This window comes from Vibrio splendidus, assembly GCF_001557875.1.
GTDB classification, from domain to species: Bacteria; Pseudomonadota; Gammaproteobacteria; order Enterobacterales; family Vibrionaceae; genus Vibrio; species Vibrio splendidus_F.
Genome location: NZ_LNRF01000011.1, coordinates 106452 through 133143 on the forward strand (window position 1 = coordinate 106452; position 26692 = coordinate 133143).

Annotated in this window: 27 protein-coding genes; 15 read left to right on the top strand and 12 right to left on the bottom strand. The window is 44.4% G+C overall.

The window, feature by feature from the left end:
* Window positions 1–27: 27 nt before the first annotated feature.
* From truA to purF, 6 genes are all read left to right on the top strand, one after another.
* The gene (gene truA, locus ATB74_RS20205) at window positions 28–822 is read left to right on the top strand and encodes a tRNA pseudouridine(38-40) synthase TruA (RefSeq protein WP_004734161.1); all 795 of its coding nucleotides are present in this window, start codon (window positions 28–30) and stop codon (window positions 820–822) included.
* 176 nt (window positions 823–998) lie between these two features.
* The gene (accD, locus tag ATB74_RS20210; RefSeq protein ID WP_017062348.1) at window positions 999–1925 is read left to right on the top strand and encodes an acetyl-CoA carboxylase, carboxyltransferase subunit beta; all 927 of its coding nucleotides are present in this window, start codon (window positions 999–1001) and stop codon (window positions 1923–1925) included.
* A 42-nt stretch (window positions 1926–1967) separates the two neighbouring features.
* Window positions 1968–3230, top strand: coding sequence for a bifunctional tetrahydrofolate synthase/dihydrofolate synthase (folC, locus tag ATB74_RS20215; RefSeq protein ID WP_060982246.1), 1263 nt, complete (start codon window positions 1968–1970; stop codon window positions 3228–3230).
* Window positions 3231–3806, top strand: coding sequence for an SPOR domain-containing protein (locus ATB74_RS20220; RefSeq protein WP_052878957.1), 576 nt, complete (start codon window positions 3231–3233; stop codon window positions 3804–3806).
* 61 nt (window positions 3807–3867) lie between these two features.
* Entirely contained in the window at window positions 3868–4359 is a 492-nt protein-coding gene (locus ATB74_RS20225; RefSeq protein WP_009848678.1) for a CvpA family protein, read from the top strand.
* A 34-nt stretch (window positions 4360–4393) separates the two neighbouring features.
* Complete coding sequence (gene purF, locus ATB74_RS20230; RefSeq protein ID WP_060982247.1) at window positions 4394–5908, top strand: amidophosphoribosyltransferase; 1515 nt, start codon at window positions 4394–4396, stop codon at window positions 5906–5908.
* A gap of 101 nt (window positions 5909–6009) precedes the next feature.
* Here the strand turns inward: purF and ATB74_RS20235 are convergent, their stop codons facing one another.
* Entirely contained in the window at window positions 6010–6885 is an 876-nt protein-coding gene (locus ATB74_RS20235; RefSeq protein ID WP_060982248.1) for a LysR family transcriptional regulator, read from the bottom strand.
* 228 nt (window positions 6886–7113) lie between these two features.
* Here ATB74_RS20235 and ATB74_RS20240 point away from each other — a divergent pair, with 228 nt between their 5' ends.
* From ATB74_RS20240 to recR, 7 genes are all read left to right on the top strand, one after another.
* Complete coding sequence (locus tag ATB74_RS20240; protein ID WP_060982249.1) at window positions 7114–8217, top strand: response regulator; 1104 nt, start codon at window positions 7114–7116, stop codon at window positions 8215–8217.
* 148 nt (window positions 8218–8365) lie between these two features.
* A complete protein-coding gene (locus ATB74_RS24320) occupies window positions 8366–8503 on the top strand; it encodes a hypothetical protein (protein ID WP_017067606.1) in 138 nt (45 codons plus the stop codon).
* A gap of 74 nt (window positions 8504–8577) precedes the next feature.
* Window positions 8578–8949, top strand: a complete 372-nt coding sequence (locus tag ATB74_RS20245; protein ID WP_060982250.1) for a YbaN family protein — start codon at window positions 8578–8580, stop codon at window positions 8947–8949.
* A 161-nt stretch (window positions 8950–9110) separates the two neighbouring features.
* Window positions 9111–9656 carry an adenine phosphoribosyltransferase gene (gene apt / locus ATB74_RS20250; RefSeq protein WP_060982251.1) on the top strand — a complete coding sequence of 182 codons (546 nt, stop codon included), beginning with the start codon at window positions 9111–9113 and terminating at the stop codon, window positions 9654–9656.
* An 18-nt stretch (window positions 9657–9674) separates the two neighbouring features.
* Window positions 9675–11906, top strand: a complete 2232-nt coding sequence (gene dnaX / locus ATB74_RS20255; protein WP_061019552.1) for a DNA polymerase III subunit gamma/tau — start codon at window positions 9675–9677, stop codon at window positions 11904–11906.
* A 152-nt stretch (window positions 11907–12058) separates the two neighbouring features.
* The gene (locus tag ATB74_RS20260; protein WP_017062338.1) at window positions 12059–12388 is read left to right on the top strand and encodes a YbaB/EbfC family nucleoid-associated protein; all 330 of its coding nucleotides are present in this window, start codon (window positions 12059–12061) and stop codon (window positions 12386–12388) included.
* 78 nt (window positions 12389–12466) lie between these two features.
* Complete coding sequence (gene recR / locus ATB74_RS20265; RefSeq protein WP_019823189.1) at window positions 12467–13066, top strand: recombination mediator RecR; 600 nt, start codon at window positions 12467–12469, stop codon at window positions 13064–13066.
* Window positions 13067–13165: 99 nt separating this feature from the next.
* Here the strand turns inward: recR and ATB74_RS20270 are convergent, their stop codons facing one another.
* The 3 genes from ATB74_RS20270 to ATB74_RS20280 all read right to left on the bottom strand — a co-directional run bounded on the left by ATB74_RS20270 (window position 13166) and on the right by ATB74_RS20280 (window position 15073).
* A complete protein-coding gene (locus ATB74_RS20270; protein WP_060982253.1) occupies window positions 13166–13810 on the bottom strand; it encodes a porin family protein in 645 nt (214 codons plus the stop codon).
* A gap of 231 nt (window positions 13811–14041) precedes the next feature.
* Entirely contained in the window at window positions 14042–14731 is a 690-nt protein-coding gene (gene aqpZ, locus ATB74_RS20275) for an aquaporin Z (protein ID WP_060982254.1), read from the bottom strand.
* A gap of 93 nt (window positions 14732–14824) precedes the next feature.
* Window positions 14825–15073, bottom strand: a complete 249-nt coding sequence (locus ATB74_RS20280; protein WP_010436940.1) for a YkgJ family cysteine cluster protein — start codon at window positions 15071–15073, stop codon at window positions 14825–14827.
* Between the two features lie 159 nt (window positions 15074–15232).
* Here ATB74_RS20280 and ATB74_RS20285 point away from each other — a divergent pair, with 159 nt between their 5' ends.
* Window positions 15233–15670 carry a YcgN family cysteine cluster protein gene (locus ATB74_RS20285; protein WP_017067609.1) on the top strand — a complete coding sequence of 146 codons (438 nt, stop codon included), beginning with the start codon at window positions 15233–15235 and terminating at the stop codon, window positions 15668–15670.
* A 105-nt stretch (window positions 15671–15775) separates the two neighbouring features.
* Here ATB74_RS20285 and ATB74_RS20290 read toward each other — a convergent pair whose 3' ends face one another.
* The 7 genes from ATB74_RS20290 to gap form a co-directional block, all read right to left on the bottom strand.
* Window positions 15776–17662 carry a BCCT family transporter gene (locus ATB74_RS20290; protein WP_060982255.1) on the bottom strand — a complete coding sequence of 629 codons (1887 nt, stop codon included), beginning with the start codon at window positions 17660–17662 and terminating at the stop codon, window positions 15776–15778.
* A 128-nt stretch (window positions 17663–17790) separates the two neighbouring features.
* Complete coding sequence (locus tag ATB74_RS20295) at window positions 17791–18144, bottom strand: hypothetical protein (protein WP_060982256.1); 354 nt, start codon at window positions 18142–18144, stop codon at window positions 17791–17793.
* Between the two features lie 265 nt (window positions 18145–18409).
* Window positions 18410–19363, bottom strand: a complete 954-nt coding sequence (locus tag ATB74_RS20300) for a ChaN family lipoprotein (protein WP_060982257.1) — start codon at window positions 19361–19363, stop codon at window positions 18410–18412.
* A gap of 75 nt (window positions 19364–19438) precedes the next feature.
* Window positions 19439–20254 (bottom strand): 23S rRNA (guanine(745)-N(1))-methyltransferase, encoded by an 816-nt coding sequence (rlmA, locus tag ATB74_RS20305; protein ID WP_060982258.1) that lies wholly within the window; start codon window positions 20252–20254, stop codon window positions 19439–19441.
* A gap of 171 nt (window positions 20255–20425) precedes the next feature.
* Entirely contained in the window at window positions 20426–22462 is a 2037-nt protein-coding gene (locus ATB74_RS20310) for a methyl-accepting chemotaxis protein (RefSeq protein ID WP_061019553.1), read from the bottom strand.
* Between the two features lie 289 nt (window positions 22463–22751).
* Window positions 22752–23636, bottom strand: coding sequence for a D-hexose-6-phosphate mutarotase (locus ATB74_RS20315; protein WP_060982260.1), 885 nt, complete (start codon window positions 23634–23636; stop codon window positions 22752–22754).
* Window positions 23637–23872: 236 nt separating this feature from the next.
* The gene (gene gap / locus ATB74_RS20320; RefSeq protein ID WP_009848658.1) at window positions 23873–24868 is read right to left on the bottom strand and encodes a type I glyceraldehyde-3-phosphate dehydrogenase; all 996 of its coding nucleotides are present in this window, start codon (window positions 24866–24868) and stop codon (window positions 23873–23875) included.
* A gap of 319 nt (window positions 24869–25187) precedes the next feature.
* On the opposite strand from gap, the gene msrB reads away from it, so the two are divergent.
* Window positions 25188–25625, top strand: coding sequence for a peptide-methionine (R)-S-oxide reductase MsrB (gene msrB / locus ATB74_RS20325; protein ID WP_081090153.1), 438 nt, complete (start codon window positions 25188–25190; stop codon window positions 25623–25625).
* Window positions 25626–25804: 179 nt separating this feature from the next.
* Here the strand turns inward: msrB and ATB74_RS20330 are convergent, their stop codons facing one another.
* Complete coding sequence (locus ATB74_RS20330) at window positions 25805–26611, bottom strand: DUF2989 domain-containing protein (protein WP_061019555.1); 807 nt, start codon at window positions 26609–26611, stop codon at window positions 25805–25807.
* Window positions 26612–26692 lie beyond the last annotated feature (81 nt).

Below are 26692 nucleotides of genomic sequence, written 5' to 3' on the forward strand. Positions count from 1 at the left end.
TCGCCCATTTTCAAAGAGAACAAGAACATGAAAATTGCTTTAGGTATTGAATATAACGGTACCCACTACTTTGGTTGGCAGCGCCAACGAGACGTGAAAAGTGTCCAAGAAGAATTGGAAAAGGCTCTTTCAGTTGTCGCGAATCACCCTGTAGAAGTTATGTGCGCAGGTCGTACAGATGCCGGTGTTCACGGTACGGGACAAGTCGTTCACTTTGAAACTAATGTCGATCGTAAAATGGTGGCATGGACAATGGGCGCGAATGCCAACATGCCAAAAGATATTGCAGTTCGTTGGGCGACAGAAGTGAATGAGGATTTCCATGCTCGTTTCTCTGCTACTGCACGCCGTTATCGCTACATTATCTTTAACCATGCACTTCGCCCAGGTATTTTGAATTCAGGTGTGAGCCATTATCATGGTCATCTTGATGAGAAAAAAATGCATGAAGCGGGTCAGTACTTACTTGGTGAGAATGACTTCACTTCGTTCAGGGCAACACACTGTCAATCTCGTAGCCCATGGAGAAACATGATTCACTTGAACGTGACTCGTCATGGACACTACATTGTGATCGATATTAAAGCGAATGCGTTTGTTCACCACATGGTGAGGAATATTACTGGCAGCCTTATTGCCGTAGGTAAAGGTGAGCAGAAACCAGAGTGGATCCAGTGGCTTTTAGAAGCTAAAGATCGAAAAGTAGCCGGCGCAACTGCAAAAGCGGAAGGTTTGTATCTGGTGGATGTTGATTATCCTGAACATTTTGAGCTACCACGAGAGCCAATTGGTCCTCTATTTTTGCCGGATAATTTGAACTAAATGTGAGACTTAGGTTCAAAAATTATTACGGTTTAGTGCGTAAGATAGTCCCAGAAAATAGGTACAACCAGTTTTTTATCTACAGTCGCTGTTTTATGTGCTTTAATTCCCACGCATAATTCCCAAATTTATTTCTTTCGCAATCAAGCGGAAGAATCGAAACAAAAAGGTCTTCCATGAGTTGGCTTGAAAAGATTTTAGAAAAAAGCAACATCGTAACATCTCGTAAAGCGTCTATCCCTGAGGGTGTTTGGACTAAATGTACTTCTTGTGAGCAGGTTCTGTATCATGCTGAACTAGAGCGTAACCTAGAAGTATGTCCAAAATGTGACCATCACATGCGCATGAAAGCACGTCGTCGTCTGGATACATTCCTAGACAAAGGTGAGCGTGTTGAACTAGGTGCTGATCTTGAGCCACAAGACAAGCTGAAGTTTAAAGACTCTAAGCGTTACAAAGAACGTATCTCTGCTGCTCAAAAGAACAGTGGTGAAACAGACGCATTAGTTGCAATGAAAGGCGAACTACTGGGTTTACCTATCGTAGCGTGTGCTTTTGAATTCTCATTCATGGGCGGCTCAATGGGTTCTGTTGTTGGTGCTCGTTTCGTGAAAGCGGTAGATGCTGCTATCGAGAACAACTGTGGTTTAGTTTGTTTCTCTGCAAGTGGTGGTGCTCGTATGCAAGAGGCATTGATGTCTCTAATGCAAATGGCGAAAACCAGTGCGGCTCTAGAACGCTTATCTGCGAAAGGCCTACCGTTTGTTTCAGTAATGACTGATCCAACAATGGGTGGTGTTTCTGCAAGTTTGGCAATGCTTGGCGATATCAACATTGGTGAGCCAAAAGCACTGATTGGTTTTGCTGGACGTCGTGTAATCGAACAAACGGTACGTGAAGACCTTCCTGAAGGTTTCCAACGCAGTGAGTTCCTACTAGACCACGGTGCTATCGACATGATCGTTGATCGTCGTGAGATGCGTCAGCGCGTTGCAAGCCTTGTTGCTAAAATGACCAACCAGCCTTCACCATTAGTAGTTTCTGTGAACGATTCACCGAATGAAGCTACTTATGAAGTACCAGAAGCGCCAGAAAAAGGGTAAAGTACCTTCTAACAAACCAACTTAATTATGGTTATGAGTTAGATGAGTCAACAACCTATTCCTCAAGCCACATCCTCTTTGGAGATGTGGCTTGATTATTTATCAAACATCCACACAACCGCTATTGATCTTGGATTAGACCGAGTTCAGGCCGTCGCCTCTAAGGCAAACCTTACCAAACCTGCTCAACATGTTATTACTGTTGCCGGAACCAATGGCAAAGGCTCTACATGTGCACTGATGGAAGCGATTCTATTGGACGCTGGTTACTCAGTTGGTGTCTACAGCTCCCCCCACTTAATTCGCTATAACGAACGTGTTCGTATCAACGGCCAAGATCTATCTGATGAAAAGATGGTTCAGTCTTTCGATTTCATTGAGAAAGAGCGTGGCGAAATTAGCCTGAGCTTTTTTGAATATGGCACTTTAGCGGCGTTACGTGCGTTTCAAACTGAAGCGGTTGATGTTGTGCTGCTAGAAGTTGGTTTAGGCGGACGTTTAGACGCGACCAATATCGTTGAGCATGATGTTTCTGTGATTACTAGTTTGGCTGTCGACCATGTTGACTGGCTTGGTGATGACATCAATGTAATTGGTTTTGAGAAAGCGGGCATTTATCGTAGCGGTAAACCAGCTATTTGTGGTCAACCTAAACCACCGGCAACGGTTGCGGCACACGCTGATGACATTAAGGCTGAGTTCTACCAAGTTGGTATCCAATACACCTATGATGTTGACGGTGATACGTGGAACTGGCGCAGTGGCGCATTTCAACTGGAATCGCTACCTATTCCAAGCCTGCCGTTACCTAACGCTGCAACAGCGTTGATGGCATTGGGCACATCAGAGCTTAGTATTAGTGACGTGAACGTTGTTAACGGCATGAAGAATGCGCAGCTTCCAGGGCGTATGCAGCAAATTAGCGAACAACCCGTGATTGTGCTTGATGTGGCGCACAACCCTCATTCTGCTGAATATTTTGCGCAGCAAGTTACGAAGAAGTATGCAGGTAAAAATTTACACGTTGTAGTCGCCATGCTTCATGACAAAGATATCCCAGCGACATTGGAAGTTTTAGCACCAATCGCAACTCATTGGTATCCAGCTTCATTGCAAGGGCCACGCGCAGCGACAGCCGCTGAATTGTGTCAAAGCCTACCTGACGGCGTAGAGCAGCATTCAAACCCTGTCGCAGCGTTTGAAGTGGCTTTAGCAGCTGCTAAAGGTGACGATGTTGTGTTGGTTGTCGGTTCTTTCCATACCGTGGGTGAAGTGTTGGAGCATTGGCAGAAAAAAGGAAACTAAATGGCAAGTAAATTCCAAAGCCGATTAGTCGGCACCATCATTTTAGTGGCCATTGGCGTGATCGTATTGCCCGATGTGCTAGATGGTAAGAAGCTCCACTATAAAGAAGAGTTTGCAAGCATTCCGATTAAGCCTGAGCTTGATAGTAATGTTGAAGTGTTTGAAGTACTCGATCCCGTTGAAGATCAGATAGCGCTACCGGATTCTCCTGTTGAGCAAGTGGTTGAAAGTGGTCGTACTGACAATTCAAACACGCAAACCGCGTCTTCTTCCAATAATAAAGAAGCAGACAAAGTGGCAGTTGTGGTTAAGCCAGTACCGGAAAAAAATGAATACCAAGACAGTGCTTGGATTATTCAATTGATGGCTTTGAAGAATGCTGACAACGCAAAAAACGTTGTTAAGGATCTGCAAAAGCGCGGTTATCAGGCTCACACCAAGCAAGAAAAAACTTTTACGCGAGTAATTATTGGCCCGGATGTCTCTAAATCCAAACTTGAGCGACAAATTAAGGAATTAGAAAAAATTACGGGTTCAAAAGGCCAATTGCTCAAATTTAAACCGTTAAATCCATAAGAAAACGTTTGCGTCAGCATTTTTTCTGTTAAAATGCGCGCCAACTTAAGATGAAGAATTCATGAATTGGTTAGATTTTGTCATTTTAGGCGTGATCGGCTTCTCTGCCGTGATCAGTTTAGTTCGTGGTTTCGCTAAAGAAGCCTTGTCACTCGTAATTTGGTTTGGAGCATTTTTTATTGCTAGCCAGTACTACGCTAAATTAGCGATGTACTTCACCAATATCGAAGATGAGATGTTTCGAAACGGAACTGCGATAGCAGCATTGTTTGTTGCAACGTTAGTTGTGGGTGCCTTAGTTAACTATGTCATCGGTCAGCTAGTTCAGAAAACAGGCCTGTCAGGTACAGACAGAATCCTCGGTGTCGTCTTTGGTGGCTTACGTGGTGTTTTGATTGTTTCTGCAGTGTTGTTTTTCATGGATGCGTTTACTGCATTCCCAAGTTCTGAGTGGTGGAAGAATTCGCAATTGGTTCCGGAATTTAGTCGAATCATTGCGCCGTTCTTCGAGCATTTACAAGCAACATCTAGTTTCTTATCTGGCGCGCTCTAGCGCCAGTTAATGTCGAAAAATCGAGGATTAGGACATGTGTGGTATTGTTGGAATCGTGGGTTCAACACCTGTAAACCAGTCTATTTATGACGCTTTAACGGTATTGCAGCATCGTGGCCAAGATGCCGCTGGTATTTGTACCATAGAAAGCAATCGTTTCCGTCTGCGTAAGGCGAACGGTTTAGTAAAAGATGTTTTTGAAGCAAAACACATGCAGCGCCTACAAGGTGAAGTTGGTATTGGCCATGTTCGTTATCCTACAGCGGGTAGTTCAAGTGCGTCTGAAGCTCAGCCTTTCTACGTAAACTCTCCTTTTGGCATTACGTTGGCACACAACGGTAACTTGACGAACGCAAACGAAGTTCGTGAAAAGTTGTTCGAAAAAGACCGTCGTCATGTAAACACAACCTCTGACTCTGAAGTTCTACTGAACGTGTTAGCTCATGAGATCGATACCGTTAAAGGTAACGTGACTTCAGATGACGTTTTCCGCGCTGTTGCAAATGTGCACCGTACAATTCGTGGTGCTTACGCCGTAACTGCGATGATCATCGGCCACGGTATGATCGCATTCCGTGACCCACACGGTATTCGTCCACTGTGCCTTGGTAAGCGTGAAGTTCAAGGTAAAACAGAGTACATGGTAGCGTCTGAATCGGTAGCACTGGATGCTGTTGGTTTTGACTTCATGCGTGACGTAGCACCAGGTGAAGCTATCTACGCAACGTTCGACGGTGAGCTTTTCACTAAGCAATGCGCAGACAACCCACAACTAAACCCATGTATCTTTGAGTTTGTATACTTTGCACGCCCAGATTCATTCATCGACAAAATTTCGGTTTACAGCGCACGCGTTGAGATGGGTGAGATGCTTGGTAAGCGTATTAAAGAAGAGTATGCAGACTTAGATATTGATGTGGTTATCCCAATCCCTGAAACATCGAATGATATTGCGCTACGAATTGCTCAAGCGATCAATAAGCCATACCGTCAAGGTTTCGTGAAAAACCGCTATGTTGGCCGCACGTTCATTATGCCTGGTCAGCAACAACGTAAGAAGTCGGTTCGCCGTAAGCTCAACGCAATCCGCTCTGAGTTTAAAGGTAAGAACGTTCTTCTGGTTGACGATTCTATCGTTCGTGGTACAACATCAGAGCAAATCATTGAGATGGCTCGTGATTCTGGCGCAAACAAGGTCTTCATGGTATCAGCAGCTCCAGAGGTTCGCTTCCCTAACGTTTACGGCATTGATATGCCGAGCGCGACAGAGCTGATTGCTCATGGTCGTGATAACGAAACGATTTGTAAGCAGATTGGCGCAGATGCTCTGATTTTCCAAACACTACCAGATTTGATTTCTGCAGTAGGCATGGGCAATCAAGACATCGCACGCTTCGATACATCAGTATTCAACGGTGAGTATGTAACGGGCGATATCGACCAAGCGTATCTAGATTTCCTAGACTCTTTGCGTAATGACGACTCAAAGGTTCAGCGCGAGATTCAACAAGATCTTGCTAACTTAGAGTTACACAACGAAGGCGCTTAATTAGCGTTTCGTTAGCAATGATTCGTTAGTGCTAGCGATACAGAAAATAAAAAACCAGAGCATGGCTCTGGTTTTTTTGTTTGTGGAGAAGGGGATTGACCTTAATGAATGTGGTATGCGATCACAAAATCAATAAACAATCTAACTTTCTCTGGTAGATGGTCTTTGTGGTTATAAAGCATGTAAATATCACGAGGGTTAGCGCTCCAGTCTTCTAAGACTTGCACTAAGCTGCCATCTTCAATGTATTCACGAATCATCACGTCAGGCATTAGGGTGATACCTAGGCCTTCAGAGCACGCTTGCCTCACCACATTAAGCGCATTGGCGTTGAAACGGCCTTTTTCGCTATTTACCACCGTCTCTTCATTCGAATTACTCAGTTGCCACTTAATCAGCGGGTAGCCTTTGAGTAGCGAATGGTTCGCAAGTTCTTCAGCATGGCTTGGAGCTGGGTTCTTTGCTAAGTACTCAGGGCTCGCGATAAGAATATCTTTTACTTCACTGATTTTTCGGGCAATTAGGCTTGAATCACGCTGTGGGCCAACACGGAAAATCACGTCCCATTCAGTTGGATCCAACTGATCCGCTTGGTTGTTCATCATCAGCTCAATATTGATATCAGGGTATTGAGTCATGAAATCGCTGAACATTGGCATCATCATGCGCTTAGTCAGGTTGGAGGGGGCCGTAATACGAATCTTACCGGAAGCTCCTTTGCACACGTCAGTCAGCTCTTCTGCAGTAGAAGAGAGACGTTGCAATAGTGGAGAGCATTCATTAAAGAAACGTTCGCCGGCCTCTGTTAAAGAAAGTTTACGCGCGTGTCTATTGAGAAGCCTAAGATTCAAAGAATCTTCTAAGGCTTGGATGCGTCGTGTGATGGTCGCAACCGGAATCATAGTCTTACGCGATGTTGCGGTGTAGCTCCCATTTTCAACGACGAGTCGAAAGAGGTTTAAATCATCTAATTTCATAAATCCAGACACATTTGTTTACAATCTCATCTAATTTATACGTAACAGTGAGATCAATGTTTGCGTTACGTCAACTCGTTGCACTATTTACAAGTATTCCAACCCTCGTCACGAATTACCAGTAAAGAGTGCAAATTTGTGTATTTAGCATTTTATTACTAAGTTTTATATTAGTTCTTAGAACAGATAACAATAATAATTCGACTTAGTTTTGTGAGGTTATAGATTATGTACAAAACTCACAGTCAGCCAGTAATGACCTCGGCTCAGGAAGTAATTAACCAGAAATGCGTGATGTTGGTTGATGATGATCCTATTTTTCGCCGTATAACCAGCGCGTACCTAGACAAGGTCGGTTATAAAGTGGTTGAGGCTGAAAATGGACTGGACGCTCTGCAAAAGCTTAGAGACTCAGCGCCAGATTTAATTGTGTGTGACTTATCAATGCCGATACTTGATGGCATCGAGCTTGTGGAAGAGCTCAGTTTAGAGTACCCGTCACTGCCTATGATCGTGGTGTCTGGCACTGATGATATGTCTGATGTGGCGAAAGCATTACGATTTGGCATTAAAGACTTTCTAGCGAAACCGTTAGAGGATCACGGTCACCTAGGAAGTGCGATTGCGAATACATTGACAGATTCATTCGACAACATTTCAGACCAACGAGATTTTTCGAGCCAATGGTTCTGTGTGGATGACGGGGGAGAGATCCCTGAAGACCAAGAACTGCATTGGCATCTGAATTACCTTCAAGAAAATCCAAGCGCAGCAAAAGACTTACTGCATGCGCTGCTTCCAGAGAAAGATACGCAACAAGGCTCATGGCGTTGCAGTTACCGTTTACTGCAGTCAACAGAGATGATGCCACTTGTGTTTGATTATGCGTGGATGATGAACGGGCAGTTTGCTTTTTACCTCGTCGATTCATCGTCTTCTGATAATGGTGGCTCCGCGACAACACTGTTGGTGAGAGCGCTGTTCCACGATTACATAAGAAACAGAAAAGATTTTAATGTTGATCTCAAAGATATTGCTGAGATCTTAGAGAAGGGGATTCGTTGCTCTAAATGTTCAACCCCAGTGAATGCACTGTTTGGTGTTGCTGATCTCGCAGAGGGAACCATTTCTATTTTACCTGCGGGTTTAGATGGGCAATGGTCAAATGGTGAATTGAATCAACATATTGCAGCAGGTGAGCGCTTGGGCGAGAACTGTAAGAAGAACTTTATTACAAGGGATCTACCGATCGAACAGGGCTGCCAACTTTCGTTGAGTCTACTTGGATCGGCAAGTTTTAGCTTAGACATACACCAAGGGTCTACTGATTAACCCTATATTTCCTCGGTTTTTGTGAATAATTGATTAAGGTATAGTTGCGCAAATGGTGTGGCTATGCCTTTTTTGTTAAATGTCGATTTAGCAAAGCGGGTTTGGTTCGCCGGATAATCACCTTTACTAACAAAAACAAGAAGCAATCATGGCAGATAACAAAGACTTTCAAGACCCGTTTAATGTATTCTACTTTTTAGGATTTTTAGCCGCATTTTTAATGATTCCATTACTACCTGCAACGCTTACGTTGATCCGTGTATTCAATGGTTACGCAACATTCTAGTTAAGCTGTCGTCGCTGATTAACGATAGCTAACTCAAGGAGGCCACAATTAGCGTTCGAGTTTTAAGCCTCAATATTGCTGGTGGCCTTTGTATATTTCTCGCAGTTCTAGGGATAGTTTTGCCCGTTCTGCCAACCACTCCTTTTCTCCTTCTTGCCAGCGCATGCTTCATGCGAAGCAATCCGAAAGTTCACAAGTGGATGCACGAGCATAAAACGCTGGGTCCTTTGTTGAACAATTGGCATCAATACGGTGCGGTCACCAAACAAGTTAAAACGCGCGGCGTACTCTTTATCTTGTTGAGTTTTGCGTTATCCATCTACTTTGCCCCTATCATTTGGGTCAAGGTTTTCCTAATTTGCGTACTTGTTATTCTTCTCACATGGTTTATGCGACTTCCAACTCATGAGTTGGTTGCTGACAGCAAAGAAAATCACTACCATTAAGCCAGTGTGCCTGCTTGTATAGCGGGCGTTTATTATTTCAGCAACCAGAGTTATGACTCTCGTTGCAATGAATACCAATCGTACCTTTCCTTAATTCCGAACGTTGATGTTTGATTCGTTAACGAGAGTTTGGAAAGCGGCCTAATGAAGTGCATAAGATTATGAACACAGAAAAAATCTCTCTGATCAAAGCAAGCATCAAAAGCATTCCTGATTACCCTAAAGCGGGTATTTTGTTCCGTGACGTAACAAGCTTGATGGAAGATCCAGTAGCTTACAAAGCGACTATCGACCTGCTAACGGAAACATACAAGGACATGGGCTTTACTAAGATCGTTGGTACTGAAGCTCGTGGTTTCCTATTTGGTGCGCCTCTTGCACTTGAGTTAGGTGTTGGCTTCATTCCTGTTCGTAAGCCGGGCAAGCTGCCTCGTCAAACTGTGGCACAATCTTATGAGCTTGAGTACGGCACTGATACACTAGAAATCCATACCGATGCTATCGTTGAAGGCGATAAAGTGCTTATGGTGGATGATTTACTAGCAACGGGCGGTACGATTGAAGCAACAACAAAGTTGATTCGTCAGCTTGGTGGTGTGGTAGAGCACGCCGCATTTGTTATTAACCTTCCAGAAATCGGTGGTGACAAGCGCTTACAAGGCTTAGGTCTAGAAGTGTTTAGCATCTGCGAATTCGACGGTCACTAATCCTTTTCGGAATTATTCATGAGCTATCTTGCGTTAGCGCGAAAATGGCGACCAACCAAATTTAAAGAAGTGGTTGGTCAAGCCCATGTTTTAACAGCATTAGAGAATGCCCTTAGCCAGAATAGATTGCACCATGCATACCTGTTCAGTGGTACACGAGGTGTTGGTAAAACAACCATCGGCCGTTTGTTTGCTAAGGGACTCAACTGTGAAACAGGCATTACCTCAACTCCTTGTGGTGAATGTGCAACCTGTAAAGAGATCGATGAAGGTCGCTTTGTTGACCTACTTGAGATTGATGCGGCCTCACGTACCAAGGTAGAAGATACCCGCGAGCTTCTGGACAATGTTCAGTACAAGCCTGCACGTGGTCGCTTCAAGGTTTACCTAATCGATGAAGTACACATGCTTTCTAGGCACAGCTTTAATGCGCTTCTAAAGACCTTAGAAGAGCCGCCTGAGTATGTGAAATTCTTGCTCGCAACAACGGATCCACAGAAGCTTCCAGTGACTATCTTGTCGCGTTGTTTGCAGTTCCACCTTAAGCCGATCAGCGTTGATAATATTCATGAGCAGCTCGATCATATTCTTGAACAAGAAAATGTGACGTCTGAATCTCGTGCGCTTGGCATGATTGCTCATGCTGCTGATGGCAGTATGCGTGATGCGCTAAGTCTTACTGACCAAGCTATCGCATTAGGTAACGGCAATGTCGTGACTGATACGGTTGCGCACATGCTTGGTACATTGGATACAGATCAAGCTATCCATTTACTTGAAGCGATTAGCAGTAAGCAGCCGCAACAAGCAATGGCGTGTATTCAAAGTCTTGCTGAGAATGGCGTAGAGTGGGATGGTTTGCTGAATCAGCTTGCGGCCCAACTTCATCGTCTTGCGATGTTCCAAGCTTTGCCATCTACATTAGATAAGGCACAGCCTGACGCAGAGAAGCTTGAACTACTGAGCAAAGCGCTTAGCCCACAAGACATTCAACTCTACTACCAGATCGTGTTGAAAGGTCGTGAAGACTTACCATTGTCGCCAACCGCTCGCGTTGGTATTGAGATGGTGGTTCTGCGTATGTTGGCATTTAGACCTGCTGAACAAGCGGTTGCAACGGCAATCTCGACTCAGTCGACAAGCCCAGCGCCAGCAGATCAAGCTCAGAGCGTTGCTCAGTCAGTGAGTCAACCTGCGCCAATGGCAGTTCCGAGACAGCCTCAGATGCAACAACAGGCGCCTCAACAGCAAGCTATGCAGCAGCAACCCGTGCAACAGGCTCCGCAGCAGAATCCAGCACAGTATTCAGACTCGCAAGGTTACGCTGATCACGCAGGCAACCAAGGTTATCCAGAACAGGATTACCCGCATAGCCAGTATGATGCACCACCTGCTTATGATGAGCGTCCAAGCTACGGTGCAGAGCAGCCTCAGCAGCAACAAACGAATTATCAGAGCCAGAGTCCGGTTCAACAGCCAAGCGCTGCACCGTCTGCTCCTCCTGTTTCGCAAGAGCAGCCAGTGCGTGCAACTTCGCCTGTGAGTGGTTTACGCCACCAATTACGTTCTCAACGCAGAGGCAGCGCGACAACAGAAAACAAAGGCTCGGCGCCAAAAAAGGCTAAAGCGACACCAGCTAAAACATCAGTTCTTGATCGAGTTGCTCAGCAACACGGTGGTTCTGAGCGGGTGTCGCCAGCTTCTTTATCAGCCTCTTCGACAGAAAATGTGACCAATGATAATGAACCTTATCGCTGGAAACCGTCTAAACCTGTAGTGAAAGAGGTGAGTAAAGAGCTTACACCTACTCAGATCAAGCGTGCGTTAGAGCATATTAAGACACCAGAAATGGTCGATAAATTGCTTCAAGAGTCGATTGCTCAAGATGAATGGTCCGCCACGATTCAAAAGCTAGAGACAGCCAAGCTTGTTGAACAGTTAGCATTAAACTCAGTGTTTGCTAAAAACGACACATCAATCACTTTAACGTTAAGAGCGAGCCAAGCTCACTTGAATACGGATCGAGCGCAGAGCGAGCTATTGCAGTCTCTCAATACTGTGCTTGGAGAAGAGTGTCATTTGAGTGTTGAAATCGGTGATGGTGGAGAAACGCCGCTAGAACTGCGAGAAAGATTGTATCAAGGTAAGTTGAAAGACGCGTTTACCGCTTTAGAAAACGATGCCAACGTACAGTTTATCGAAAGACGTTTTGCTGCAGAACTCGACAGAGACAGCGTTCGTCCTATCTAGAACATTTTCTCGTTTAGTGACTTGCATATCATCCCAGATAAGCAAATCTGAGAACTGAACATCGAGGGGTTGAATCGCACTGGCTTAACCCCCATTTAAGCACGTATAGCTTAATTAATTTTAATAAACCAATTAGACCAGAGAGTATTAACATGTTTGGTAAAGGCGGTATGGGCAACATGATGAAGCAAGCCCAGCAAATGCAAGAGCGCATGCAAAAGCTTCAAGAAGAAATCGCAAATATGGAAGTTACAGGTGAGTCAGGTGCTGGCCTTGTAAAAGTAACGATCACTGGTAGCCACAGCGTTCGCCGTGTTGATATCGATGAAAGCCTAATGGAAGACGATAAAGAGATGCTTGAAGATCTTATCGCTGCTGCTTTCAACGATGCGGCTCGTCGCGTTGAAGAAACTCAAAAAGAGAAAATGGCTAGCGTAACTGGTGGAATGCAACTTCCACCAGGTATGAAGATGCCTTTCTAAGTAACTTATTCTTAAAGGTTAATTCAAGTGGCGGCTTATGTTGAATAGGTTGTCACTTGGAAATTAGAACGGTTAACTATGCGTACCAGTCACATGCTGGAGCATTTGATGGAGGCCTTACGTTGTCTACCTGGGGTTGGCCCCAAGTCGGCGCAGCGTATGGCCTTTCATTTGTTACAGCGCGATAGAAAAGGCGGCCTACAATTGGCTGAAGCTCTTAGCCAAGCAATGACCGAAATTGGTCACTGTAATGAGTGCCGTACTTTTACTGAAGAAGATACTTGCCACATTTGTACCAATCCTAAACGTCAGGAAAATGGTCAAATCTGTGTAGTAGAGAGCCCTGCAGACATTGCAGCAATAGAAGCGACAGGCCAATATTCAGGTCGTTACTTTGTATTGATGGGTCACCTTTCACCACTGGATGGTATTGGTCCAAGTGACATCGGTCTCGATGTTTTGGACTACCGCCTGCGTCGTGGTGATATCTCTGAAGTAATCCTAGCGACTAACCCAACAGTTGAAGGGGAAGCGACAGCGCATTACATTGCTGAGCTATGTAATGCCCATGAAGTGAACGCTAGCCGTATCGCCCATGGTGTTCCCGTTGGTGGTGAGCTAGAGCTGGTGGATGGCACCACGCTTTCGCACTCCTTACTCGGTCGTCATAAGATCTAAAAAAGCCGCTTGGTGAATCATCACTAAGCGGCTTTTTCTTTATCAAGGCAGTTTGAATATCTTCCCTATATTCACTTCAACTGATTATTACTACTCCAGTTAGAATCGGTAGTCGACAGATACGGTAAATTCGCTGTTGTTTGGCACAGAGAGTTCAATGAAGTTGCCTTCAGAATAAGATTCGAACATATGGCGGTATTGGAAATCAGCAGAAACGTTTTTCATGATCTTGTATTGAACACCTGCTTGAAGGCCGAAAACGAAGTCTGTTTCGCTGCCTTTGTCTTCGCCATATATAGTGTTATCTAATGTTGCTTTGTTTGTGACAAAGCCTGTTGATGCACCACCGAAAACTGAGAAGTCATTGTTCAATGCGTGAACGTAATCGTACGAGATCAGGAATTCAGTTTGACGTAGATCTAGAGTAGTAACATCGCCTTCTGCAAATTCGTAGTCAATTAGTTCATTGTCACCAGTAAAGTTAATCGTACCAGTAATACGATGGTTTTCTTGAATGTAAGCACCGCCACGAATATGAAAAGCAGCGCCTTTGGCTGTTTTACTTTCTTTAAAGCCAGGTCCAGAGATTTGAGCTTTAGCAGAGTGGTAGCCTAAACCACCACCTACAAAAAACTCGGTTTTAATTGGTTCTGGCATTAATTCAGGAGTTGGTGCTGATTCACTAGCGAAAACTGTTGTTGCCGTTACAGAAGAGATTGCTAGTACAAGTAATGTTTTTTTCATTGTTATGTCCATCGGTATAGGGAATTGGGTGCATTATGCGTAGCCCTGACCCCTGCGGCTAATGAATCAATGGAATAGTCTTGTTAACCAAAAGTTATCAAGCTAGAGGCGACAGATATGATAGGAAGATACAGATAGAGCTTTATAAGTAACTAAACGACATAAAACACAAAGCCGCTAATTTAGCGGCTTTGTGTTTATTTAATGTGGGCTTTCGTTGAGTTAGAGAACTTAATCTGATCCCCTCACTGCTTTGTATATCATCGCGCCAATCACAGCACCAACAATCGGTGCAACCCAGAATAGCCATAATTGCGATACAGCCCAATCACCGACAAACACAGCTACGCCAGTACTTCGAGCGGGATTCACTGAGGTGTTGGTTACAGGGATACTGATAAGGTGAATTAGGGTCAAACAAAGACCGATAGCGATAGGTGCGAACCCCGCTGGTGCTTTAGAGTCGGTTGCGCCCATGATCACGAACAGGAACACCATGGTCATGACGACCTCACAGACCAATGCAGCGGTAAGTGAATAACCACCAGGAGAATGTTCACCATAACCATTTGAAGCAAAGCCTGATGAGACAGCATCAAAACCTGCTTGGCCGGAAGCTATAACAAATAGCACGCCACCCGCGATAATACCGCCAATCACTTGGGCAATAATATAAGGTGCAACATCTTTGCCATCAAAGCGACCACCACTCCATAGACCTATGGTGACAGCTGGGTTGAGGTGACAACCTGATATATGCCCAATAGCAAAGGCCATGGTGAGTACGGTTAAACCAAAGGCGAGGGAAACTCCGAGTAGACCAATTCCCACATCGGGGAAAGCGGCGGCCAAGACTGCACTACCACAACCACCTAACACCAACCAAAATGTACCGAACATTTCTGCGATATACTTATTCATAACTATCCTTATTAATCTTTACCAGTATCAATAAGATAGTTTAAATTTATCAAAGTTGTGAAATCTTGGGCATATATAAAAAGAAAAGTATTCTTAGGTTATTGCTTCGAGCTCAATAAGGTTATCAAGTGCTTCTTGATCTGTTTTTCCACAGATGACAGGACAAGCTTTAAATTGGTGGCACACCTTAGGGCGTGAAGACAGACCAAATAGCTTACAGAGGTTTTGCTCATTTAATTGAATGCAACGCACGCCAGCAGGCTTACCATTCGGCATTCCAGGAATAGCAGATGTAATACTTGGAGCGACACAGCATGCTCCACAACCTAGGCGACATTCCATCAAATCAAACTCACTAAATAACAGGGTGCGCGATAGTAGCAAAAAATGATGAGAGTGACAGCTGTTGATTGAATCAAAGAATGAACAATTATTATCCTTGAACTTTTTATGGGCTAGCGGTATAACACGCACCCCAGTAAAAGAGTAAGAAGTAATCCTATGACGAATCCATTTTGGCAAGAAAAGACACTAGAACAGATGACCGAGAATGAGTGGGAATCTCTGTGTGACGGTTGTGGTAAGTGTTGCCTACATAAGCTTATGGATGAAGATAGCGATGAAGTTTACTACACCAATGTGGCGTGTAGCTGGCTGAACGACAAAACATGTTCGTGTAAAGATTACCCGAACCGCTTCACATCAGGTGAAGAGTGTTTGAAGCTGACTCGTGACAAGATTCATGAATTCCATTGGCTACCAGACACTTGTGCTTATCGCCTTTTATCCGAATCTAAGCCGATTCCTGAATGGCACCCATTGATTACGGGCTCTAAATCAGAGATGCATGCTGCTGGTGAAAGCGTTCGTAACAAAGTGGTATACGAAATCGATGTTGTCGATTGGGAAGATCACATTTTGAACCACCCGAATCGCTAGTTGACGATTACTAGTCAATTACCCGAATAAAAAAAGGCTCACATTTCTGTGAGCCTTTGTCGTATTTAGGAGGGTCCAAATCAATGGACTGTGTCATGGCTAATGTCAAGCAAGCGGTAAGTCTGCAACCACCTGGTTGAACGTGATACGAGCATTCTGAGCTTGCTCAGATAACTCGATCTTTTTCGCTTGTGCGGCACTAAGATTACTCTCGGCCTGCTCAAGTGCTTGTTGTAGGTTCTCTGGTAACTCGTGAGTTTCCATTTGTGAACCTTGCTCTAACACATAAGCGCGAATTTCTTTCTTCACTGCGGCAAGTTCTGTGTAAGCAACACGCTCAAGTTCTGCAGCTTCTTGCGCAGCATCTTTTTCTTTCTCAAATTGAGCCAGTGCCATACCTTCAGCAGACCAAGGGTCCATGTCTGGCAGTTCTTCGATGTTGATCGTTGGCTCGATGTACGCATCTTGATGACGTAGGTCGAGGTTAGTCGCACGAACCGCTGAAATCATCAACATTACAGAGATAGCCAGCAGCGGTAAGCCACCAACAATCGCCGCTGTTTGTAGAGTGCTTAGACCGCCCAAGAACATCAGAATCGTTGGTAAGAACGATAGAGTAAATGCCCAGAACATACGGTTCCAACGCATTGGCTCTTCGGTCACATTGTTTTGAACCACAGACGCAAGAATGTATGAGATAGAGTCAAAGGTTGTTGCTGTAAAGATGATACAAAGCAAAGTGAATACTGCGATAACTAGAGTACTCATTGGCAACTGCGCTAGCATCGAGAAGATAGCCTTAGTTGCGCCTTCTGCATTCAAAATAGCAACCACATCTAGCTCACCAGAAAGCTGCAGTGATAAGCCGTAGTTACCTAGAATCATGAAGAATAAGAAACAACCTAGAGAACCGAAGAAGATAGAACCTGACACCATTTGTTTGATGGTTCTGCCGCGAGAGATACGCGCAACAAACAGACCCATACTCGGTGCAAATACTAGCCACCATGCCCAGTAGAAAATCGTCCAGTCTTGTGGGAAGTGAGTGTTTTCGAATGTACCGTAGCCACCAAATGGTTCAGCCCACGTTGCCATCACGAAGAAGTTAGACAGTAGACGACCAATTGAGTCTAACCCCGTTTCTAACATGAAGATTGTTGGACCTGCAATCAGAACGAAAGCCAGTAGGCCCATCGCACCCCAGAAGTTGATGTTACTTAGGATCTTGATGCCTTTTTCCAATCCAGCATAAGATGAGTAAGCAAAAATCGCAGTACACACTAAAAGCACCATCACTTGCGTTAGGTTATTTTTAGGTAGACCAAATAGGTGATTCAGACCTTCAGTGATTAGAGGTGCAGCTAAACCTAGCGTTGTTGCAGCGCCGCCTAATAGACCGAAAATGAAAAGGATATCGACGATTTTTCCAGGTACGCCTTTACTGCGGTGTTCACCAAGAACAGGCATTAACGCACTAGAGATCTTTAGAACTGGCTGTTTACGTACATAGAAGAAGTAAGCGATAGGAATCGCAGGGATCAGGTAGATAGACCACGCGATTGGTCCCCAGTGGAACAAACCATAAGTTGCAGCCCAACGAACCGCTTCTTCGCTGCCTGGTTCTAGTTGGAAAGGCGGTGATTGGTAGTAGTAAGCCCACTCAATACAGCCCCAGTACAAAATACTTGCACCGATACCGCCACAAAATAGCATTGCAGCCCATGATGCTGTTTTGAATTCAGGCTCTTCATCAGCTTCGCCCAGTTTAATTTGTCCCATATCACTGAACACAACGTAAACCATAAATGCACAGGCAGCGAGACCTAGCGCAAGATATAGAAATCCTAGTTGATCCGTCATGAATGTTTTCGCAACCGCAATCCAGTCTGCGCCCTGAGCTGGGAACAAAATGAGCGGGAAAACTATCGTGAGTAGGAGTGCAATCGCACCAAAGAAGGTAGGCTTATCAATAAGCTCAAAAGTGTTTTTCACGAGTATTATTCCATTAAAATGAGAGCGGAATTATGGAATGAACTCGTTTTTTAGACCTAATCGGGTCTGTTGTCGTGACGACAAATCGCTTTAATGCAGAGAGGAAGGTGCAGTAACAGAGGGGAAAGTTAGATTAAGGCAAGTAGAATGCCACCAACGGTTGCCGCTGCGGATAAGTATTGCCCAGCTGAATAAGAACCATCGTCCTCTTCTTCAATCTTATCTGGGTGATCCATACCTAAAGCGCCATGAGCAAATGACTCAACCTTATCGGTAACGGTCGCGTTTTCAGCTTCGATTTTCTTGGCTTCTTTATCTATTTCTTTAAGAGCAGATAATAAGGCTTTACCCTCATCAGAGAGCTTAACGGTATTTTGCTCAACCTTAAGAGGGGCGGGCTTTTCAGCTTCTGCACTCTTGGTTTGTGTGTTCATTTGCGAAGGTGAATACAGCTGAGTATTACTCGTTCCTACTGGCGTCATATCGCTCTCCTTACTTATCCTTAAATATAGTATCGGCAGAGGTGTGAAAAACTTGTGCAATTAATCATCGATAGTGATGTTTTTTATTCGCACATTATATTTTCATCTGCTTTGTTAAATCGCCTATTTACTAAGCAAGTCTTGTGCCGATAAGAATGTTTAATTTTAGATAGAGTTAGGATGAATGATGGGAACGTGAGCAAGTTGTGACGATGGACCAATTATCTAGGATTAGCCCATCGACTCTTTAGGTTAAAAGGATGGTTTAGTCACACTCTAGGCTAGCGCTACGTTTTGATAGGTGTTGGTATGCTTTCATTTGATTCTCTTTTTTTACAAAGCGAGCCGGTGGCGAAAGCACTTCAAGTTGATAATCACTGCTATCCGATGAGATCTCTTTAACTGGGCTGATGATGGCAATTTTCAAATCAGGGTTACGACGTAGAATCGATGCCGCCGTTCCTAATCCTCCCTCTGTGTGGAATTTACCTGCTACATGAATCACTTGTTTACCTGGGTTTGATGCTAGGTAATTCACAATCGACTCTGCCATGGTTTCGTCCCAGGTGATCTGAGCGGCAAACTGCTTTTCTGTTTGCTCTGGCGTACCATGATGCATAGAAGCCATGAACTTTTCTTTGTATGGGCTATCGCCAGTATCCACTTCTGCAGCAATCCATAGGCGTTGCTCGGTCGATAATTGGTCTAGGTAAGGCAATCCTTTACGGCCAATACACTGCACAAATGGCTTTGGTGCATTTGCTGCAAGAACATCGACGTCGTTAGCTTTTGCGAACTCAACTAACGCACGGTAATCACTTTCGTAATTTGGCCACGCCGCCGCTTGAGACATGAGAATTTGTTCACCAATTTCACCGTTTAAGTATTGGTCGAGTGTGGTTTGGTGCTCTCGAGTGAACTGTTCCATTGAAAGTGTAATGTTTGATGTTGAATTGCGGCGCGCTTTTAAGAAATCGGTTTGGAAGCGGTGAATAGCAGAGTGAGTGTGCCATTCCCCAATAAGAATCACATCAGCATCAATCAGTTGCTTGGGTAAAGCATTGAGATCAAGTGCTTTACCTTGTGGAGAAGCGAACTGGTAGTCATAGAATGTGGAAACGGATTCCGCTTGAGCCACTGTTTGAGAAGTGTCTTTTGAAGGTTGGCTAGCACAAGCTGTGAGAAGAGTGGCTAATCCGATAAGAATAATACGTTGCATGAAGTGCCTCCTTGAAGAATACGCATACTAAAGGAGGCAAGATAATAACTCAATGCAAACGATAATCAATATCAATTAAATTTGTTTGCGGTACACTCGCAGCATAAAGTCAGCCTCACAGTTAAATTGCTCTGCCTCGGTGAGTTGTTGTTTAAACTCTTCACTCGCTTTCCAAGCAAACGGCGTCATCTGTAGCAGGTCGAATGCATCTGACCCCGATAGTTCCATCATATAGTTTAATTGCTCTTGATGTTCAAGCGTAAAACCTTCGATCACTTCTGGATCTTCATCATGCAAGCGAACGCCATCATAAATTGCATCACGCAGTTGATACAGGTGTCGGCTAGCTGGCGTCACGGTGATCACCACGCCATTATCTTTGATGGTGCGCTGTAACTCTTCAGCCTTGCAAGGCGCGTAAATGCGTAAAATGCCGTCTAAGCTGTTTTCAGCAAAGGGTAGACGATGGCTTGATGCAACTGAGAAGTCGACAGCAGGGTAGCGTTTAGCGGCATATTTGATAGCGATCTTAGAAATGTCTAGGCCAAAAATCGCGCCGTTTTTGTTTTGAAAATTCAATGCGATTTCGTTGGTGTAATACCCTTCGCCACAGCCAATATCCAACAGGCTAGGAGTAGTGTCTGGCAGGTAGTTTGAGCATAAGCCGACTACCGCTTGGCGCATTGGATCGTAGTGCTTGCCTTCAAGGAAGCGACGACGTGCCTGCATCATCTCTTTATTGTCACCTGGATCTTTTGAGCGTTTGTGGTGCGCAGGCATCAAATTGACATAGCCTTCTTTCGCTAGGTCGAACTGATGGTTCTTTTCACACTTAAACGTACGATCGTTTTGAGATAAAGGTTGGTGACACAAAGGGCATTGGTAAGTCATTGCGAACTCGAGATAGAAATTTCAAGCCCAAAATTTTAACAGGAAGCATAGTGGGGCGCTAGAATAAACGCAGCTGTGTTGGTTAACGGCAATCCGTAGATAGATAGAGCCAACGCATGGTTGGCTCTATTGGTTATGTGCAAATCACTGATAAAACAGTGAGTTCAGCTTCTAGCTAAAGAAGTTAACTTGATTCTTCAACGATTCCGCTTGTCTTTGAAGTTCATCAGCACTGTGAGAGGTCTTAGCGCTGGTTTCACGGCTCTGCTGGTTCAAATCACTGATCGCATGCGCGTTAGCTGCTATCTCTTGAGAAACCTGAGCTTGCTCTTCGGATGTTGCCGCAATGGTTTCAGCTTGAGAAGCAATAGATTCAACTTGAGAGGCAATCGACTCTAGCGCGGTGCCCGCTTCTTGCGCTTTATCGAGTACTTGGTTGGCATTCGATTGGCTTTGCGTCATCAGGTTTACGGCATTGTGGGTCGACGATTTCAGCTTCTCGATGATGCTTACTACGTCTTGGACTGATGTTTGAGTTCGATGAGCCAATGTTCTTACTTCGTCGGCTACCACTGCAAAGCCACGGCCTTGCTCACCCGCACGTGCCGCTTCTATTGCAGCGTTCAACGCAAGTAAGTTGGTTTGCTCTGCGATATCATCAATCATCTTAGTAACAGTTTGAATACTTTCGCTATCAGAGCTTACTTGCTCTATGGCCGATGCGGATTTGTCTAATTGATCGTTCAGTTGGGCAACATCAATACACACACCTTCAACGACTTCTAAACCTTTCTGGCTGTCTTCATTGGCAAGGCGAACATTTTCAGCAATGCTGTTTACTTGCTGTGCCACTGATTCAGCAGAGGTGGCCATCTCTTCTATGGCTGTAACGACTTGCTCAACCTGTGCTTGCTGGCGGTCAGATTGGCTTAAGTTGTGGCTTGCATCTTGCGACACACTACTCGAGCTATTCTGGACTTGATCACTGGTCGCACGAATCTCGCCCACGAGTGTATTCAACTGTGCTGCCATGTTGGCAACGCCGGTATTTAGGTTGCTGATTTCGTTCTTAGTCTGCTGACCATTGTTTGGAATATGTAGGCTTACTTCGCCTTTTCCTAAACGCAGCATGTACTCGTTTAACGTGGTTAGTGGTGTCAGTGTGCGGTTTAACACGAAGGTTAACGCGACGATGGTAGCCGCAGCTATTAGGGTGGCAATAATGGCGATGAGCTTCAGCAAATCGTCACTGCCTTTGGTCACTTCTTTAATGAATGTACCGCCAAGCAGCTTCCAATCCCAACCTGGAACTTCGGTGTATACCAGGTACTTCTCACCAACCGTTTCTTGATACTGATATGGGTATAGAATCAGCCCCGATGGCTGTTCAAAGATTTGATAGAAAGGTTTGTTACCGTCGTAGTCAGCAACATCAACAATCGATTTACCACCACCAACGTTCGTGGGGTGCAGTAAGTACTGACCCTGATGCTCTTTCTCGTTATCGACAATAATGGTATAGCCCGTATCACCCCAAGAAACCGAGCGTAAAGATTCAAACAGACTTTGAGTCGCGTCTTCTACTGGCAAACCAATGAAAGAAACACCGTTTACTTTGCCTTGAGTATTGATCAAAGGCGCATAGTAGGTAATGTAACGTTGGCCGAAGAGTTTAACTTGAGAGTAATAAGGTTGGCCACTTTTGAGCTTGTTATAGCCCGGATGGTCTTTCCCTAGTGTAGTCGCAACAACTCGTTCACCTGAAGGTTTCTTGAGAGAAGTCGACACACGAATAAAATCATCGCCAAATGGGGCAAATAGGGTCGCTACGGCGCCGGTATCGCGGGTAAAGCTATCGACTAGTTTAGTATCGTTGATTAGGCTCTCACCATATTGAGTTATGTTGGGAATTGAATGGCCGTTGAATTCAACGTCATAATTTTCAACATAAACACCTGCTAGGTAACCGTTACGAAAAGTGGATTCTAAAACTTTGGCGGTGTGCAGGTAGGCGTCGAATTGACCAGAGATGGTTTTGGCCATCGCTTCGACTTTTGATTGGTGCTCCCTTAACGTGTTGTCTAATAATACCTGTGAGGCATTACGGTACACGAGTGTTGCAATGGAACTAAAGGCGATAAGCAAGCACAGCAAAATGACCAACTTAAGTTGGAAGCCAACACTTTGATTTTTGTATTTCTCGAGCATGAATTCACTATCCTGTCTTCATTGAGGTGTTGTTAAGTAGTTTTCATTAAGTTTGTTATTGAGCGTTCTATCATAGGAACTTATTTATCAGCAGTAATTGATAATAATTAATGAATTGACGGTTATATTTATAAATTGGAGTAATGAGAATAAATGTGGCGTGGATTTAAACGGAGAGGAAATAGGTTTGTATTAGGTCGTTGCTCACTGGATGAGGTGAGTGAGGCTAAAGCCAATAAAAAATGCAGCTCAATGAGCTGCATTTTCTTAAATTAAATTTGCGATAGGCTTAGTGTGAAGAGATCACTGTAATAAGCTGGTGGCTTTCGCCAGGCTGCAATGTTTTGCCTGCTTCTAGGCTTGGTGCGTGCAGTGTTGATTCAACACATAGCATGGTTAGGTAACCGTCGTCTTGCATGTCGCCCATACCAGCAGCACCTTCGGCCCACGGGTTCCACAGTACTGCAGAGTTATGACCGTGGTTTTCAACTGTTAGCTTGCGATCCAGCTTCTTGTCAGCAACAAAAATTTGCGCTTCTGGTTGAGTGTAAACACGGTCAATCGTGTCGGTTAGCACAAGCTCAGCACCGCCTTGGCAGATCTTGCCACCTTGTAGGCTATCGATGTACTCAGCCCCCATACCAGTGGTCGTTGTGCTGTGGATATCGCCAACGTTTAGGTAAGTGTGCAGCGCGCCAGAGAAAGTCCATGGTTGCGAATCTGTGTTCTTCACATCTAAGGTCACTTTCAGCTCATCGCCAATCTCAACATTCAAACGTGCATCGAACTGATGGGGCCATACTGCTAGCGTCTCTTCACTTGGCTTCAGGCCTAAGCTTACAATCACGCCAGCTTCGCTTTCACGGTGCTCAACCAATTGCCATTCACTTGAACGTGCAAAACCATGCGCAGGTGCTGCGATGCGACCAAACCAAGGCCAACATACTGGAATACCACCACGCAGAGCTGTTTTGCCATCAAACTTAGCTTGTTGGCTCATCCAAATTAGGTCTTCTTGGCCTTGCGGTTGGAATGACACGACATGGCCGCCAAACAGTGAAATCGCTGCGTTTGCTTTATCGTGGATAACACGAACCAGTTTCACACCTTCGTGCTCAACGATAGTCACGTTATCAGAAAGTACAGTCAGTGCAGGTAGAGTAGATAAATCCATTACATGATCCTTCTAAGGAAATTGAATTCGAATGCTGACTAGAGTGGTGCTTGTGCTTTCACGAGTAACAAGCAGAGTCAGTATTGGAATTAAATTTTGCGTTACCTTGATCAACTGAGATAGACGCGGTTTAAAAGATAGCAGGTATTAAAAAGGCGACACTAAGGTCGCCTTTTTCAAAGTCTGCTCAAAACAGTCTTCGCTAATGCTTATCTAAAGCTATTTCTAAAAAGAAATTACTTAGAGATGTGAGCGATTAGGTCTAGAACTTTGTTTGAGTAACCGATTTCGTTGTCGTACCAAGATACAACTTTAACGAATTTGTCAGTTAGAGCAACACCAGCTTTAGCATCGAATACTGAAGTTTGAACTTCACCGATGAAATCTTGTGATACTACTTGGTCTTCAGTGTAACCAAGAACGCCAGCCATTTCGCCTTCAGAAGCTTCTTTCATTGCAGCACAAATTTCTTCGTAAGATGCAGCTTCTTTTAGGTTAACTGTTAGGTCAACTACAGATACGTTAGCAGTTGGTACACGGAAAGCCATACCAGTTAGAAGGCCGTTTAGTTCTGGAAGAACAACGCCTACAGCTTTAGCAGCACCAGTTGAAGATGGGATGATGTTTTGAGAAGCACCACGGCCACCGCGCCAGTCTTTAGCAGAAGGGCCATCTACAGTTTTTTGAGTTGCTGTAGTAGCGTGAACTGTAGTCATAAGACCAGACTCAATGCCCCACTTATCGTTAAGTACTTTAGCGATAGGTGCAAGACAGTTAGTAGTACAAGAAGCGTTAGAAACGATGTCTTGACCAGCGTAAGATGCTTGGTTAACGCCCATTACGAACATTGGAGTTGCATCTTTAGAAGGACCTGTAAGAACAACTTTCTTAGCACCAGCAGTGATGTGCTTACGTGCAGTCTCGTCAGTTAGGAAAAGACCAGTTGCTTCAGCAACTACGTCTACTTCGATAGCATCCCACTTAAGGTCTTCTGGGTTACGCTCAGCTGTAACACGTACAGTTTTACCGTTAACGATTAGGTTACCGCCTTCAACTTCAACAGTACCGTTGAAACGGCCGTGAGTTGAGTCGTACTTAAGCATGTATGCCATGTACTCTACGTCGATTAGATCGTTAATACCTACTACTTCGATGTCTGCACGCTCTTGAGCTGCGCGGAATACGAAACGGCCGATACGGCCAAAACCGTTAATACCTACTTTGATAGTCATTGTAGTTGCTCCACAACTTAATTTCTGATTAAAGATAACTGGTAGTAAAATTACAGAATCCAGTATACATCTGCAATAGATAATCCGACTTAACTTGTTTAATGTCAAAAAAAAGCGACGCTTTTCTTAACAATTGGGTGTAAGTGGTTGAAAATTGACCATTGCAAGTGGCTCTGTACCCTTCCAGTTGGGTAAAATACCCCTAAATGATGATTCACTTATGAGTGTATATGTACAATGTTTCCTGGTGAGAAAGTATGTGCTACAAAACGACTCATATGCAAGCCTTTATAGAAAAAAGTAAATATAATAACTGAGAATGTGGAGAGATATTAACGTGATTCAAAAGGGAGGAAATATGATAAAGCCTGATGAATACTGGCGTGAGCGCCTAACGGACGACGAATTTGCAGTGTGTCGTGAGCGTGGTACTGAAGCCCCATATAGCGGCAAGTTACTGCACAACCATAAGACTGGCGTCTATAGCTGCACATGCTGTGAAAGCCCTTTGTTTCTGTCGGATAACAAATATGACTCTGGGTGTGGTTGGCCAAGCTTTGATGCCCCAGTGAATGATGAAGCAGTACGCTATATAGAAGATCTAAGTCACGGAATGAAGCGTGTAGAGATCCGTTGTACCGCCTGTGATAGCCATTTAGGTCACGTTTTTCCTGATGGTCCGAAGACCACAGGTGAACGATTCTGTGTTAATTCGGTGTCGTTAATTTTCAACAAAAATGACGAAAGTGCGAAATAACTTGTAACTATTGTCTAATCCTTACAGGTCGCATTTGTCGATTTAGGAATACTGAACGCCCCAAGATTTCAGAATTAACTCTAGTACAAATAAAAACAGCTACCAGAAAGGTAGCTGTTTTTTTTTGAAAGCGGATGAATGAACCGGAAGCTTAGGTTAGAACACACTAAATGGTGCGATCAGTAACTCGGGACGATTGAAGGGCTGTAAATTCCATCCTCAATAGCGTCAACGATGTTGTCTGCGTCTTTATTTAGCTTCTTATAGGTTGCCTTGTCGAAACGGTACAACACAGTGAGCTCTGCTTCAGAAGCAATCGGCACGTCAAAGTCTTTGGCAACCATTGCCCACACGTACGCTTTTTCCATATGACCAAGGCTGTGGTTGATACTGGCCATGGACTTGAAGATTTCAGTATTGGCGACTGAGCCATTAGAAAGCGTTAACGCATTATTGAGTAGTTTAAGTGTCTTTGCATGATCGCGGGTGGTGTAGAAAGTAGCCAAGGCATATTGCATTTCTGCTGTATTTAATGCTTCTTTTCCTTCTAGCTGTAGGAAACTGCGTCTGGCGTTGGTGTCCCCAGTTTGCGACCACAGGAAGTAAAGCGTTTCTGGAGTATCGGATTTCGATAGCTCATCAACAATACGCTCAGACTCTTCGATGCTGTGCATTAAAGAAGTAAAGCGGCGCTCTTGCAGTTTAGATTGATCAATAGTCTCAATTTGTGCTGCAAGCTCTAAGCACTTTTTGTAAGCAGTGACTAATTCGAACTCTTTAATCTTATTGATTTCGGAGGGGTGTTTCTGAACTTCAAATCGATGCCAGATAAGATCGGTACGTGCGACACGACATTGCCCATCGTTCATGTTCAATTGTTCACACTGAAGGCCCGGGTTGCTTTGGCACAGTTGATCGGTATTTTTGTTCCCTTCAAGACACCCAACCAGAGTGAAAGGCAATAGGCTAATCGCCAACCATTTCATAATTTTCATATTCCTTCACTTGTGATCAAATGCACTTATTATCGGTCAGGTTCTTGACTCAATTCTGTTACGGGTTATTTT